The sequence below is a fragment of the Staphylococcus sp. FW104-15G4D genome (assembly GCF_058790135.1).
In genome coordinates this window covers 1083138-1098797 of sequence record NZ_JBYTCH010000001.1, presented here as the reverse complement: position 1 = coordinate 1098797, position 15660 = coordinate 1083138, and the positions used below count along the sequence as shown (strand labels likewise).

Annotated in this window: 11 protein-coding genes and 1 other RNA gene; all 12 read left to right on the top strand. The window is 33.9% G+C overall.

The window, feature by feature from the left end; translation table 11 throughout:
* Positions 1-5 precede the first annotated feature (5 nt).
* The 12 genes from tgt to AC3WQX_RS05290 all read left to right on the top strand — a co-directional run bounded on the left by tgt (position 6) and on the right by AC3WQX_RS05290 (position 15630).
* Positions 6-1145, top strand: coding sequence for a tRNA guanosine(34) transglycosylase Tgt (gene tgt, locus AC3WQX_RS05345; RefSeq protein WP_002436105.1), 1140 nt, complete (start codon positions 6-8; stop codon positions 1143-1145).
* Positions 1146-1160: 15 nt separating this feature from the next.
* The gene (gene yajC / locus AC3WQX_RS05340; RefSeq protein WP_002436110.1) at positions 1161-1424 is read left to right on the top strand and encodes a preprotein translocase subunit YajC; all 264 of its coding nucleotides are present in this window, start codon (positions 1161-1163) and stop codon (positions 1422-1424) included.
* Positions 1425-1659: 235 nt separating this feature from the next.
* Positions 1660-3951 (top strand): protein translocase subunit SecDF, encoded by a 2292-nt coding sequence (secDF, locus tag AC3WQX_RS05335; RefSeq protein WP_023350151.1) that lies wholly within the window; start codon positions 1660-1662, stop codon positions 3949-3951.
* A gap of 138 nt (positions 3952-4089) precedes the next feature.
* Positions 4090-6363 (top strand): single-stranded-DNA-specific exonuclease RecJ, encoded by a 2274-nt coding sequence (gene recJ / locus AC3WQX_RS05330; RefSeq protein WP_023350152.1) that lies wholly within the window; start codon positions 4090-4092, stop codon positions 6361-6363.
* An 18-nt stretch (positions 6364-6381) separates the two neighbouring features.
* The gene (locus AC3WQX_RS05325) at positions 6382-6900 is read left to right on the top strand and encodes an adenine phosphoribosyltransferase (protein ID WP_002453394.1); all 519 of its coding nucleotides are present in this window, start codon (positions 6382-6384) and stop codon (positions 6898-6900) included.
* A 410-nt stretch (positions 6901-7310) separates the two neighbouring features.
* Positions 7311-9500 (top strand): RelA/SpoT family protein, encoded by a 2190-nt coding sequence (locus tag AC3WQX_RS05320; RefSeq protein ID WP_002436070.1) that lies wholly within the window; start codon positions 7311-7313, stop codon positions 9498-9500.
* Positions 9501-9513: 13 nt separating this feature from the next.
* The gene (gene dtd / locus AC3WQX_RS05315) at positions 9514-9966 is read left to right on the top strand and encodes a D-aminoacyl-tRNA deacylase (RefSeq protein WP_030064674.1); all 453 of its coding nucleotides are present in this window, start codon (positions 9514-9516) and stop codon (positions 9964-9966) included.
* Positions 9963-10838, top strand: coding sequence for an N-acetylmuramoyl-L-alanine amidase family protein (locus AC3WQX_RS05310; RefSeq protein ID WP_002436126.1), 876 nt, complete (start codon positions 9963-9965; stop codon positions 10836-10838). The genes dtd and AC3WQX_RS05310 overlap by 4 nt, the downstream gene beginning before the upstream one ends.
* A gap of 387 nt (positions 10839-11225) precedes the next feature.
* Entirely contained in the window at positions 11226-12488 is a 1263-nt protein-coding gene (hisS, locus tag AC3WQX_RS05305) for a histidine--tRNA ligase (RefSeq protein ID WP_023350155.1), read from the top strand.
* Between the two features lie 15 nt (positions 12489-12503).
* Positions 12504-14270 (top strand): aspartate--tRNA ligase, encoded by a 1767-nt coding sequence (gene aspS, locus AC3WQX_RS05300; protein ID WP_002436088.1) that lies wholly within the window; start codon positions 12504-12506, stop codon positions 14268-14270.
* Between the two features lie 285 nt (positions 14271-14555).
* A non-coding RNA gene (ssrS, locus tag AC3WQX_RS05295) (6S RNA) lies at positions 14556-14746 on the top strand.
* Between the two features lie 110 nt (positions 14747-14856).
* Complete coding sequence (locus AC3WQX_RS05290) at positions 14857-15630, top strand: tRNA threonylcarbamoyladenosine dehydratase (protein WP_002435982.1); 774 nt, start codon at positions 14857-14859, stop codon at positions 15628-15630.
* The last annotated feature ends 30 nt before the right edge of the window (positions 15631-15660 follow it).

The following is a 15660-nucleotide window of genomic DNA, read 5'->3' as shown; positions in this document are numbered from 1 at the left end:
AACGTATGCCTGCGGTAACTTATGAGCATATTAAAACATGTAAACAATCAGGGGCAAGATTAGGTATTGTACATACACCACATGGTTCATTTGAGACACCGATGTTTATGCCTGTGGGAACAAAAGCTACAGTTAAAACGATGAGCCCTGAAGAACTTAAAGATATTGAAGCAAAAATCATTTTGGGCAACACATATCATTTGTGGCTACAACCTGGAAATGATATCATCAAGCATGCTGGGGGCCTACATCAATTCATGAATTGGGATGGTCCGATTTTAACAGACTCTGGTGGATTTCAAGTTTTCAGTTTGAGTAATTTGCGTAAAATAACTGAAGAGGGCGTTGAATTTAGACATCATACTAATGGTTCTAAACTTTTCCTTAGCCCTGAAAAGTCTATGCAAATACAAAATGATTTAGGTTCAGATATCATGATGGCGTTTGATGAATGTCCGCCCATGCCATCTGAATACGATTATGTTAAAAACTCAATTGAAAGAACCACACGCTGGGCAGAAAGATGTTTAAAAGCGCATCAACGTCCCGAAGATCAAGCATTGTTCGGTATTATTCAAGGTGGAGAATACAAAGATTTACGTGAGCAAAGTGCGAAAGAGCTTGTTGACCTTGATTTTCCTGGTTATGCTATCGGAGGTCTGTCTGTGGGAGAACCGAAGCCAGTTATGTATGACATGGTTGAACATACCGAACAATTTATGCCGAAAGATAAACCTAGATATCTTATGGGGGTAGGCTCACCTGATGCATTAATAGAGTGTAGCATCAGAGGCATGGATATGTTTGATTGCGTGCTTCCTACTAGAATCGCTCGAAATGGTACATGTATGACTTCAAAAGGTCGTGTAGTTATAAAAAATGCAAAATATGCAGATGACCTTGGACCATTAGATGATAATTGTGACTGTTATACTTGTCGTAATTATTCAAGAGCATATATTAGACATTTAATCAAAGCGGAAGAAACTTTTGGTATCCGTCTTACTACTATTCATAATTTACATTTTCTGCTAAAATTAATGGAAGATATAAGACAAGCCATTCGAGAAGACCGTCTTTTAGACTTTAAAGATGCGTTCTTTGAACAGTATGGATTAAATGTAGAGAACCCTAAGAACTTTTAAAAGGAGAATTTAACAATGGGCCAATTCACATCATTGATTTTACCAATTTTATTATTGGTATTAATGTGGTTCTTTTTAATCAGACCACAACAAAAACGTGCTAAAGAGCATCGTGAAATGATTAGCCGTGTAGAATCAGGACAAAAGGTTACTACAATAGGCGGTATTAAAGGTACTGTTAAATCTGTTGATGAAACAACAGTTGTCATTACAGTAAATGGTCATGGTACGGAAATGACTTTCGAGAAACCAGCCATCAAACAAGTTGACCCTTCATAATATGAGGTCAGTTTTAATTAAAAGTGGGACTCTTTAAAAGGAGTTCCACTTTTTTTATATACAAATCATTATGTTAAATTTGTTTAAAAGTTTTAAATTAAGCCAATAATTTCACTATTGAGTGTAGTATGTTAATATAGATAGGTCGTTAAAGTGAACGTAATATCATTTTAACTTGCATGATAAAATAATCATCGAGTATGCTAAATACATAAGTAAATAATGAGGTGTTCATGTGAAGAAAACTAGTAGATTAATTGCATTCATACTACTTGTGGCTCTTCTTTTTACAGGAATGGGACTTACATATAAGAATGTAGTTAAAAATGTTAATTTAGGACTTGATTTACAAGGTGGTTTCGAAGTACTTTATCAAGTTAATCCTTTAGATAAAGGAGAAAAGATAGACAAGAAAGCACTTCAAGCAACATCAAGAACACTCGAAAACCGAGTTAATGTTCTAGGTGTTTCAGAACCTAAAATTCAAATTGAAGATCCTAACCGTATACGTGTTCAATTAGCTGGTATTAAGGACCAAGCTCAAGCACGTAAATTGTTATCTACGCAAGCGAATTTAACAATTAGGGACGCTCAAGACCATGTTTTAATGTCTGGTTCAGATATCAAACAAGGTTCAGCCAAACAAGAATTTAAACAAGAAACTAATCAACCAACAGTAACATTTAAGGTTAAAAGCAAAGAAAAATTCAAAAAGGTTACTGAAAAGATTTCAAAAAAACGTGACAATGTTATGGTTGTCTGGATGGACTATAAAAAGGGTGATAGTTACAAGAAAGAGGCTAAGAAGCAACAAGAAGGTAAAGACCCTAAATATGTTTCTGCCGCAAACGTAGATCAGCCAATTAATTCAGATAGCGTCGAAATTTCCGGTGGTTTCAATGGTAAAAAAGGTGTTAAAGAAGCTAAACAAATCGCTGAATTACTAAATGCCGGTTCGTTACCTGTAGATCTTAAAGAAATTTATTCTAATTCAGTTGGCGCACAATTTGGTCAAGATGCTCTAGATAAAACAATATTCGCTTCATTTATAGGTGTAGGAATAATTTATCTATTTATGCTTGGCTTCTACAGATTACCAGGTTTAGTAGCAATTATTGCATTGACTACTTACATTTACCTAACATTAGTTGCATTTAACTTTATTTCTGGTGTGTTAACTTTACCGGGACTTGCCGCACTTGTGCTTGGTGTAGGTATGGCTGTTGATGCTAACATTATTATGTATGAGCGGATTAAAGACGAACTAAGAATAGGTCGAACGCTCAAGCAGGCATATTCTAAAGCAAACAAAAGTTCATTCCTAACGATCTTTGACTCAAACTTAACAACTGTTATTGCTGCAGCTGTTCTGTTCTTCTTCGGTGAGAGCTCAGTTAAAGGTTTCGCGACGATGTTACTATTAGGTATTCTAATGATATTCGTTACAGCTGTCTTCTTGTCACGTGGACTATTATCATTATTAGTATCATCTAACTTCTTTAAGAAAAAATATTGGTTATTTGGAGTTAAGAAAAAAGATCGCCATGACATTAATGAAGGTAAAGATGTTCATGACCTTAAAACATCATTTGAAAAGTGGAATTTCGTTAAGTTAGCAAAACCGCTTATCGCGTTAAGTATTTTAATCGTCATAGTTGGTTTAGTTATTTTATCAATTTTTAAACTTAATTTAGGTATTGATTTCTCTTCTGGTACAAGAGCAGATATTGAGACAAATCAATCACTCACTCAAGGTAAAGTCGAAAAAGCTGTTAAAGATGTCGGCTTATCGCCAGACCAAGTTCAAATTAATGGCAGCGGTCATAAAAATGCTACTGTACAATTCAAGAAAAATTTAACAAGGGCAGAAGATAACAAGCTAAGTGATAAGATGAAATCAGAGTTTGGTGATACACCACAAATTAACTCAGTATCACCATTAATCGGTCAAGAACTCGCTAAAAATGCTATGACAGCGTTAATCCTAGCTTCAATAGGTATTATTATTTATGTATCACTTCGATTTGAATGGCGAATGGGCTTATCTGCAGTACTTGCGTTATTACATGACGTATTCATAATCGTAGCAGTATTTAGTTTATTTAGATTAGAAGTTGACTTAACATTTATCGCAGCTGTATTAACAATTGTAGGTTATTCTATTAATGATACAATTGTTACTTTCGACCGTGTTCGAGAAAACTTGCATAAGGTTAAGGTGGTTACGTCACCTGAGCAAATTGACGATATTGTTAATAGATCAATTAGACAAACAATGACACGTTCAATTAATACGGTCTTAACCGTTGTAGTTGTAGTTGTTGCTATACTCATTTTTGGTGCACCAACTATATTTAACTTCTCATTAGCGTTATTAATTGGTTTAATCTCAGGAGTATTCTCTTCTGTATTTATCGCCGTACCGCTTTGGGGTATCATGAAAAAACGTCAATTGAAGAAATCTCCAAACAGTAAATTAACGGTTTATAAAGAGAAAAAATCAAATGATGAAAAAATCTTAGTTTAATCTATTAGTTAACTGTCAATTAAGTATTTAATGCTTAATTGACAGTTTTTTGTTGAAATTATTTAATCCTCAACGGGTTGTACTTTTTATTTTAAATAAAGTTCGGTATAATGACTTTTGGAAATGAGGACGATTGTTATGATTAAATCAAGATATCATTGGGATTTAGCCCAGCCAACTGAATACATAACAGATGATCTTGCTAAGAAACTTAAGCTTTCACCTATTGTAAAAAAAGTTTTGGAAAGCAAGAATCTAGTTCAAGAAAATAATATTTTAGATGTATTAGAAGATAAAGTACTTGACCATGACCCTTGGTTATTAAGTGATATGCAAAAAGCAATTGATCGCATAAATTTAGCTATTGATAAAAATGAACGTATTTTAGTCTATGGCGATTATGATGCTGATGGTGTCACTTCAACAACTATTCTTGTTAATACATTACAGCAATTGGGTGCTCAAGTAGGATGGTATATTCCTAATCGGTTTTCTGAAGGTTATGGACCTAATGAACATGCCTTTCGTAATGCATATGATGAGGGGATCTCACTAATCATTACAGTGGATAATGGAATACAAGGGCATGATGAAATTAAAATGGTTCAAGACCTCGGTGTGGATGTCATTGTGACAGATCATCATGAGATTGGACGTACTTTACCAGAGGCATTAGCCATTGTACATCCAATGCACCCGGATTTTGACTATCCGTTCAAATATCTTTGTGGTGCTGGTGTGGCATATAAGCTATCGCAAGCTTTATTAAGTCATCCCCCTCAGCAATTTATAGCATTAGCAGCTATAGGAACGATTGCAGATTTAGTGTCTTTAACAGATGAAAATCGTTCAATAGTTAAAAGAGGATTGAAAATATTAAATGATCAGACACCTGTTTCTATCAATGCTATATTGAAACAAGCAGGTTATAATGATCAAATCAACGAAGAAACAATTGGGTTTATCATTGGACCTCGACTCAATGCGGTAGGTAGATTAGAAGATGCATCACTAGCTGCTGAATTATTAATGGTAGATGAGTTTGAGGAAGCAGAATTTTTAGCTGAACAAGTGGAGCATTTCAATCAAGAAAGAAAAGATATTGTAGCAGAAATTACTGAAGAGGCGCTTTCATTAGCTGAGGAACAAGTTCAACAAGGAAATTTATTTTTATTATTAGCTAAAGAGAATTGGCATGAAGGAGTACTCGGTATTGTAGCATCTAAGATTGTTGAAACTTATGCTCTGCCAACTCTAATCTTGAATATTGATTTAGAGCAAAATCATGCTAAAGGCTCTGCACGCTCGATAGACCAGGTGTCAATGTTTGAAATTTTAAATGCTCATCAGGATTTAATTACTAAATTTGGTGGTCATCATATGGCTGCTGGTATGACTATGGATATAGAAAATATTGATGAACTACGAAAAGGTCTTAACGAATGGATGAAGCAACTTTCAGAATCAACATCTTTAGCACCACGTAAACATGTAGATGTACTGCTCAATGAAAGTGAAATTACTGTTAAAAATATTCAAGATATACAAAAATTGCGTCCATTTGGTACAGACTTTAATAGTCCTACATTTGAAGTTAATGATTTAAATGTTAAATCGATTAAAGCTATTGGCCAGGAAGGTAAACATTTAAAAGTGGCACTTGGGGAGAATCAATTAGCGGCACTTTACTGGAGTTATGGACATCTTGCTAAAGAAATCGAAATGGGGCAACCACTTAATTTAATAGGTAACCTTCAAATCAATGAATGGAATGGAAATCAATCACCCCAATTAATTATTCAAGATATTGCTACAGAAACAATACAAATCTTAGATTATCGAAGCAAACGTAAGCATCTTCAATTCACTGAAAATAATTCTAATACAGCATATGTGATTCATCCTAAAAAGGATAAAACCAATGAGCATCATTATTATTATGGTGAAACTATAGAATCACAATATGATAAAGTAGTTCTCAGAGATTTACCTACAACAATGAATGAAATTGAAGAAACGCTTAAACAATTACAATTTTCCCAGCTTTATCTTGTTTTACAACATGATCAATCAATTTATTTTGAAGGTATGCCAAGCAAAGCATTGTTTAAAGAATGTTTTAAAGCTTTAATTAACAAACAAGAAACAAATTTAGCTAAAGAGGGTATGATGTTGTGTGAGTTTTTAAAAGTTAAGCCAGAAATATTAAAGTTTATGCTTAAAGTTTTTAGTGAGCTTGATTTTATTTACAACGAGGATGGTCTTATTAAAATAAATTCACACTCTAGTAAAAAAGATATCGAGACGAGTCGTCTTTACCAATTAAGACAATCTCGAATAGAAGTAGAAAAAAGATTACTGTACGATGACTTTTCAAATATTAAAAAATGGATAAAGTCTCAATTGAGTTAAAATTTAGGAGGAAATTTAATGGATTTAAAACAATATGTCTCAGAAGTTCAAGATTGGCCAAAACCGGGAGTAAGTTTTAAAGATATAACTACAATTATGGATAATGGTAAAGCATATGGATACGCGACTGATCAAATCGTGGAGTATGCGAGAGAAAGAGATGTTGATGTTGTAGTAGGGCCAGAAGCTAGAGGATTTATTATTGGTTGTCCAGTGGCATACTCTATGGGGATTGGATTTGCTCCTGTGCGTAAAGAAGGTAAATTACCTAGAGAGGTTATTCGTTACGAATATAGTTTAGAGTACGGTACAAACATTTTAACTATGCACAAAGATGCGATTAAACCAGGTCAACGTGTGTTGATTACAGACGATTTACTCGCTACGGGTGGTACAATTGAAGCGGCAATTAAACTTGTAGAGAAATTAGGTGGCATCGTTGTAGGTATTGCATTTATTATCGAATTAAAATATCTACATGGTATTGAAAAGATAAAAGATTATGATGTCATGAGTCTTATTTCATATGATGAATAACTAAAGTTATGTTCAAAGCTATATCTTGTATTATTTAAATTTTAATACAGGATATAGCTTTTTTATATTTGCAAAAGTAACCTTATTTTAGCGAAATTTAATAAATAGATTGTAAGCTTTAAAGTCTACCCACGTTTATTTATTTAAAAAATTGTAGTATCATAGAACTATTATTTAAATTAAAGTGAACTACCTTATTTAAGTTAGGGTAAAAGTTATAGTAAAGTGGAAGTAAGTATTACTTATTGTATAGATAAGGGCATAGATTTTATATAATCAGAATTTTACAAATATATTATATTTTAATTTTCAAAATCAAAAACCTATAAAAGCAAATAAATTAACTCGTTTATTTAGCGTTTAAATACTAAGGTATGTAATAGTAATAAATTTGAGTGGGGTGTCATAATTTGAACAACGAATATCCATATAGTGCGGATGAGGTTCTTCATAAAGCTAAATCATATTTATCGGCAAGTGAATATGAATATGTACTTAAGAGTTATCATATCGCTTATGAAGCCCATCAGGGTCAGTTTAGAAAAAATGGCTTACCTTATATCATGCATCCTATTCAAGTTGCAGGTATATTAACTGAGATGAGACTCGATGGGCCTACAATCGTAGCCGGCTTTCTACATGATGTCATAGAAGACACGCCTTATACATTTGAAGATGTTAAAGATATGTTCAATGAAGAGGTTGCTCGTATTGTAGATGGTGTAACAAAACTTAAAAAAGTTAAATATCGCTCTAAAGAAGAGCAACAAGCTGAAAACCATAGAAAACTATTTATAGCCATCGCTAAAGATGTTCGAGTTATTTTAGTAAAGTTAGCAGACCGTCTGCATAATATGAGAACATTGAAAGCAATGCCTAGAGAGAAACAAGTCAGAATTTCAAAGGAAACTTTGGAGATATATGCTCCACTTGCGCATCGTTTAGGTATTAACACAATCAAATGGGAATTAGAAGATACAGCATTAAGATATATTGATAGCGTCCAATACTTCCGTATTGTAAATCTAATGAAGAAAAAACGTAGTGAACGTGAAGCATATATAGATAATGCGATAAACAAAATTGAAGCAGAAATGGAAAAAATGAACCTTTCTGGTGAGATTAATGGTAGACCTAAACATATTTATAGTATTTACCGTAAAATGATGAAACAGAAAAAACAATTTGATCAAATTTTTGATTTATTAGCAATACGTATCATTGTTAATTCAATTAATGATTGTTACGCCATTTTAGGTCTTGTTCATACATTATGGAAACCTATGCCGGGTAGGTTTAAAGATTATATAGCTATGCCAAAACAAAATATGTATCAATCTCTTCATACTACAGTTGTAGGTCCTAATGGTGATCCACTCGAGATACAAATTAGAACATATGAAATGCATGAAATTGCCGAACACGGTGTAGCGGCTCACTGGGCTTATAAAGAGGGAAAAACGGTTAATGAGAAAACTCAAGATTTCCAAAACAAACTTAATTGGTTAAAAGAACTAGCTGAAACAGATCATACCTCCACTGATGCTCAAGAATTTATGGAGTCTTTAAAATACGATTTACAAAGCGACAAAGTTTATGCGTTTACACCTGCGAGTGACGTTATTGAATTGCCATATGGAGCAGTGCCTATTGATTTCGCTTATGCCATACATAGTGAAGTAGGTAATAAAATGATCGGTGCAAAAGTAAATGGCAAAATTGTACCTATTGATTATGTACTACAAACAGGTGATATCATTGAAATACGTACCAGTAAACACTCATATGGACCGAGTCGTGATTGGTTGAAAATCGTAAAATCTTCAAGTGCGAAAAGTAAAATTAAAAGTTTCTTTAAAAAACAAGACCGCTCCTCAAATATTGAAAAAGGTAAATTTATGGTTGAAGCAGAAATTAAGGAACAGGGATTTCGTGTTGAAGATGTTTTAACCGAAAAGAATTTAGAGGTTGTAAATGATAAGTATCATTTTGCAAACGACGAGGATTTATTTGCGGCTGTAGGATTTGGTGGCGTAACTTCCGTACAAATTGTTAATAAACTAACTGAAAAACAACGCATATTAGATAAACAGAAAGCTTTAAATGAAGCCCAAGAAGTTACAAAATCAGTTCCTATTAAAGAAGATATTATTACTGACAGTGGTGTTTATGTTGAAGGATTAGAAAACGTCCTTATCAAACTGTCAAAATGTTGTAATCCTATACCTGGTGATGATATTGTAGGATATATCACCAAAGGTCACGGTATAAAAGTTCACCGTACAGATTGTCCAAATATAAAAAACGAGACAGACCGGTTGATTTCTGTAGAGTGGGTTAAATCTAAAGATTCAACTCAACGTTATCAAGTTGATTTAGAAGTGACAGCATACGATAGAAATGGTTTACTTAATGAAGTGCTACAAGCTGTTAATTCGACAGCAGGTAGTTTAATTAAAGTTTCAGGTCGTTCTGATGTAGACAAAAATGCTGTGATAAATATTAGCGTGATGGTGAAAAATGTTAACGATGTTTATCGCGTCGTTGAAAAGATAAAACAACTAGGTGACGTATATACAGTATCGAGAGTTTGGAACTAGAGGTGCAAAAGAAATGAAGATAATTGTACAAAGAGTTAAACATGCGAGAGTAATAAATGATTCTATCGATAATGAAATCGAGAGAGGATTTTGTTTACTAGTAGGTGTAGGCAAAGATTCTACTGAAGAAGATATCAAAATCGTTGCCAAAAAAATTGCTAACGCTCGATTATTTGAAGATGAAAATGACAAATTAAACCTTAATATACAACAAGTTAATGGACAAATCTTATCTGTATCTCAATTCACACTTTATGCAGATGTTAAAAAAGGTAATCGTCCTGGATTTTCAAATTCAAAAAGCCCTGAAGAAGCGAAACAACTTTATGAAAGATTTAATGAGGAATTAGAATCATACGGTTTAACTGTTAAAACAGGCGAATTTGGTACACACATGAATGTTGAAATTAACAACGATGGTCCTGTTACTATAATCTATGAATCACAGGATGGAAAAATTCTATGAACAAAATAGATGCTTGGTTAACACGACATGGCCTAAAAAATTGGCTTACACTTGTAGTAGTCATAGCATTCATTCTATTTATTATCTTGTTATTTATGTTTCTCAATCAAGGTGATGAGGATACTGGTCAAATTACAATCACTGAAAATGCTGAATTAAGAACAGGTCCTAATGCAGCCTATCCTATCATTTACAAAATTGAAAAAGGTGATAGCTTTAAGAAAGTAGATAAACAAGGTAAATGGATAGAAGTCCAAAATCGGGCTGGAACAGAAAAAGGCTGGGTTGCCGGTTGGCATACTAACTTAAATATACATGCTGACAACTCTAAAGCTTCTAATCCTCTTAAAGGTAAAACAATTGTACTTGATCCTGGTCATGGTGGTAGTGACCAGGGTGCATCAAGTAACACCCCCTCTAAAAGTTTAGAAAAGAATTACACTTTGAAAACTGCTAAAGAACTTAAAAAATTACTTGAAAAAGAAGGTGCCAAAGTCAAAATGACTCGCACCACAGATAAATATGTGTCTTTAGATGATAGAAATATTAAAGGCGACGCATTTATCAGTATACATAATGACTCTTTAGATTCCTCTAATGCTAACGGTGCAACCGTTTATTGGTTACAAGATAATCAAGAATCGCTAGCTCAAACATTAAATTCTAATATCCAGAAAAAAGCCTTGCTTACTAATAGAGGTGCGCGACAACAGAATTATCAAGTACTCCGACAAACTGATGTGCCAGCTGTATTGTTAGAACTCGGATATATTAGTAATCCAACCGATGAAAATATGATTAAAGACCAACTACATCGTCATGTCGTAGAGCAAGCAGTAGTTGATGGTCTTAAACAATATTTCTCATCATAGAACTTGCAAATTAAAATAAAACTCGTTATCATAATTAATGAACTTTATAAATAAAACCATTATTATTCTTGGAAGATTAAACGAAAAAGGTAGCAAAGTATTGCGTAGAAATACAATCCTAGGCTGTAAGATTGTACTGAGTAGTTTAATTCTTGAACACAAGAAGAGGTACTTTAGGAAACTAATGTCGGCTTACGCACGTTAAGCGTATTGAGTGGGTCAAGCTCTTATTAAGAGACTGATCAATTAGGGTGGCAACACGGTTATTACGTCCCTTGTATAGTTTTAAACTATACAAGGGACTTTTTATTTTCTTAATTGGGGATAATCATCACCTTAGTCGTCACTATGACCTATTCTGAAACTAACGACAAAGGAGACAATGATATGATAAAGATTCCAAGAGGCACGCAAGATATCTTACCTGAAGATTCAATCAAATGGCGCCACATTGAGAATAAATTAGATGAACTCATGGAATTATATAATTATAAAGAAATTCGCACACCTATATTTGAAAGTACTGAACTATTCGCAAGAGGTGTTGGCGATTCTACCGATGTAGTTCAAAAAGAGATGTATACCTTTAAAGACAAAGGAGATCGTAGTTTAACTTTACGACCTGAAGGTACTGCAGCGGTTGTTCGTTCTTATATAGAACATAAAATGCAAGGTAATCCTAATCAACCTGTTAAATTATATTATAACGGTCCTATGTTCAGATATGAACGTAAACAAAAAGGACGTTATCGTCAATTTAATCAATTTGGTGTAGAGGCGATTGGTGCTGAAAATCCGAGTATAGATGCTGAAGTTTTAGCTATGGTAATGCACATTTACGAATCTTTTGGTTTAAAACATCTTAAACTCGTTATTAATAGTATCGGTGATAGTGAATCACGAAAAGAATATAACGAAGCGCTTGTTAATCATTTTGAACCTGTTATTGATACGTTTTGTTCAGACTGCCAATCTCGTTTGCACACAAATCCGATGCGTATTTTAGATTGTAAAATTGACAGAGACAAAGAAGCAATCAAAACCGCACCTCGTATAACAGATTATCTTAATGACGATTCTAAAGCATACTATGAACAAGTAAAACATCATTTAGATGACTTAAATATTCCTTACGTAGAAGACCCAAATCTAGTAAGAGGCCTGGATTATTATACTCACACAGCATTTGAACTTATGATGGATAATCCAAACTATGATGGAGCTATCACTACATTATGCGGTGGCGGTCGTTATAATGGTTTACTACAGTTATTAGATGGACCAAGTGAAACTGGTATTGGATTTGCTTTAAGTATTGAAAGACTCTTACTTGCACTAGAAGAAGAAGGTATTGAGTTAGATATTGAAGAAAACTTTGATTTATTTATCGTAACGATGGGTGAGGAAGCTGATCGTTATGCAGTGAAGCTTTTAAATGACTTACGAAAAAATGGTGTGAAAGCTGATAAAGATTATCTCAATAGAAAAATTAAAGGACAAATGAAACAAGCCGATAGATTAAATGCAAAATATACAATTGTCATTGGCGATCAAGAACTTGAGAATAATTCCATTGCAATTAAAAATATGACTACAGGCGAGTCAGAAAATATACAACTTGATCAGTTAATTAATTATTTTAAAAAGTAGAAAGGGAGTATAACTTTGAGTAAGAGAACAACATATTGTGGTTTAGTCACAGAAGATTTATTAGATGAAAAGGTAACTTTAAAAGGATGGGTACACAATCGCCGTGATCTCGGAGGATTAATTTTCGTAGATTTAAGAGATCGTGAAGGTATTGTTCAAATCGTTTTCAATCCGGACTTTTCAGAAGAGGCCTTAAAAGTAGCTGAAACAGTACGTTCTGAGTATGTTGTAGAAGTACAAGGTGTTGTTACTAAACGTGACCCAGAAACAATTAATCCTAAAATTAAAACAGGTCAAGTAGAAGTTCAAGTTTCAAATATAGAGATTATTAATAAGTCAGAAACGCCTCCGTTTGCAATTAACGAAGAAAACGTCAATGTAGACGAGAACATCCGCTTAAAATATAGATATTTAGATTTACGTAGACAAGAATTAGCTCAAACTTTCAAAATGAGACATCAAACAACACGTTCAATTCGTCAATATTTAGATGATAATGGCTTCTTCGATATAGAAACGCCAGTATTAACTAAATCTACACCAGAAGGTGCTCGTGACTATTTAGTACCTTCACGTGTTCATGAAGGTGAATTTTACGCTTTACCTCAATCACCTCAGCTGTTTAAACAATTATTAATGATAAGTGGTTTTGATAAATATTATCAAATCGTTAAGTGTTTCCGTGATGAAGATTTACGTGCAGACCGTCAACCTGAGTTTACGCAAGTAGATATTGAAATGAGTTTTGTTGATCAAGAAGACGTTATTTCAATGGGCGAAGAGATGTTACGTAAAGTTGTTAAAGATGTTAAAGGTATCGATGTAGAGGGACCGTTCCCACGTATGACATACGCTGAAGCTATGGACCGATATGGTTCAGATAAACCTGATACACGCTTTGATATGGAACTCATTAATGTATCTCAATTAGGTAAAGACATGGATTTCAAAGTCTTTAAAGATACTGTTGAAAATGAAGGCGAAATTAAAGCAATTGTTGCTGAAGGTGCTGCGGATCAATATACACGTAAAGATATGGATTCATTAACTGAATTTGTAAATATTTACGGTGCTAAAGGATTAGCTTGGGTTAAAGTAGTCGAAGATGGCTTAAGTGGCCCAATCGCTAGATTCTTTGAAGATGCTAATGTAGAAACATTAAAAACATTGACTGGAGCTAAACCTGGTGATTTAGTTATGTTTGTAGCCGATAAACCTAGTGTGGTTGCTCAAAGTTTAGGAGCATTACGTATTAAATTGGCCAAAGAATTAGGATTAATCGACGAGTCTAAATTAAACTTCTTATGGGTAACTGATTGGCCATTACTTGAATATGATGAAGATGCTAAACGTTATGTTGCTGCACATCATCCATTCACATCTCCTAAACAAGAAGATATTTCTAAACTAGATTCTGAACCTGAAAATGTTCAAGCAAACGCATACGATATCGTATTAAATGGTTATGAGCTTGGTGGGGGATCAATAAGAATACATGATGGTGAATTACAACAAAAAATGTTCGAAGTTTTAGGGTTCTCTACTGAACAAGCAAAAGAACAATTCGGCTTCTTACTTGATGCATTTAAATACGGTGCACCACCACACGGCGGTATAGCATTAGGATTAGACAGACTAGTGATGTTACTCACTAACAGAACAAACCTAAGAGATACAATCGCATTCCCTAAAACAGCATCAGCAACATGCCTATTAACAGACGCACCAGGAGAAGTATCAGACAAACAACTAGAAGAACTCTCACTACGAATCAGACACTAGGGGCCTCAACATAGAGAATTTCAAAAAGAAATTCTACGAGCAATGCAAGTTGGGGTTAGGCTCCCGACACAAAGGATTTCGATAAGAAATCCCACGGGCAATGCAAGTCGGGACAAAGGGGCCCCAACATAAAGAATTTCAAAAAGAAATCCCACGAGCAATGTGGACCTAGATGAAAACTCAATACCGCTTACTAAAGTTAAAAATTTAGACATAAAAAAGTTGATACTTTGAGTTTAAAAATTTCTTTAAATTCGAATTTGTGGTAAGATTATTTCATAAGATAGTCATCTGTGGTGTACGTAAGTTTGCTTTTTATTTGGGCCTAACACTCTTTGATCAGGGAGCCCAATAGGTTTTCTCGCAGCGCACACGCCTCTATAGGAGGACTTGCAAAACGAGAAACAGGGCACCCACCTGTATATAGCAGGCCGAATGATCAAGCTATTTACAACTACGGCACCTACGGACTCTATCGATACGCAAGACTTCGGTCTTGCGTATTTTTATGTGAATTTTTACAATGATGAATATACATACATAAATGAAAAGCTAATTAAGGTTTAGTTTGATAAAGGAGTACAGAATGAAACATCAATTTTCCAGAAATGAATTGGCAATTGGTCAAGAAGGCTTAGATTTATTAAAAAATAAAACTGTAGCAGTTCTTGGTATCGGAGGAGTCGGATCTTTCGCTGCAGAAGCACTTGCTAGAACAAATATTGGTCATATTATACTTATTGACAAAGATGATGTTGATATTACAAACGTTAATAGACAAATTCATGCATTAACATCTACGATAGGTCAAAGTAAGGTCACGCTTATGGAAGAGCGAATTAAATTGATTAATCCAGATTGTAAAGTAACGTCGCTTCATATGTTTTATACAGAAGAAACATATGAACAAATTTTTAATAATTATCATATAGACTACTTTATTGATGCGAGTGATACCATTATTTATAAAGTACACCTTATGAAAGAATGTCTAGAGCGTGGAATTGATATGATTTCAAGTATGGGTGCAGCAAATAAAACGGATCCTACACGTTTTGAAATTGCAGATATTTCTAAAACGCATACAGATCCAATGGCCAAGGTGATTAGAAATAGATTAAAAAGACAAGGCATTAGAAAAGGAGTCAAAGTCGTATTCTCTGATGAAAGTCCAATTGTGATTCGTGAGGATGTAAAAGAAACTGTTGGCGATAAAAATGCGATTAATCGTAAAGGTCAAATGCCACCTTCATCTAACGCCTTTGTACCAAGTGTGGTAGGACTCATATGTGCAAGCTATGTTATTAATGATATTTTAAAAGATATTCCAGTTAGACGTATTAAAGATAAAGGTCAGTAACCTCAAAAAAGTTAGCTTATATTCCATAGG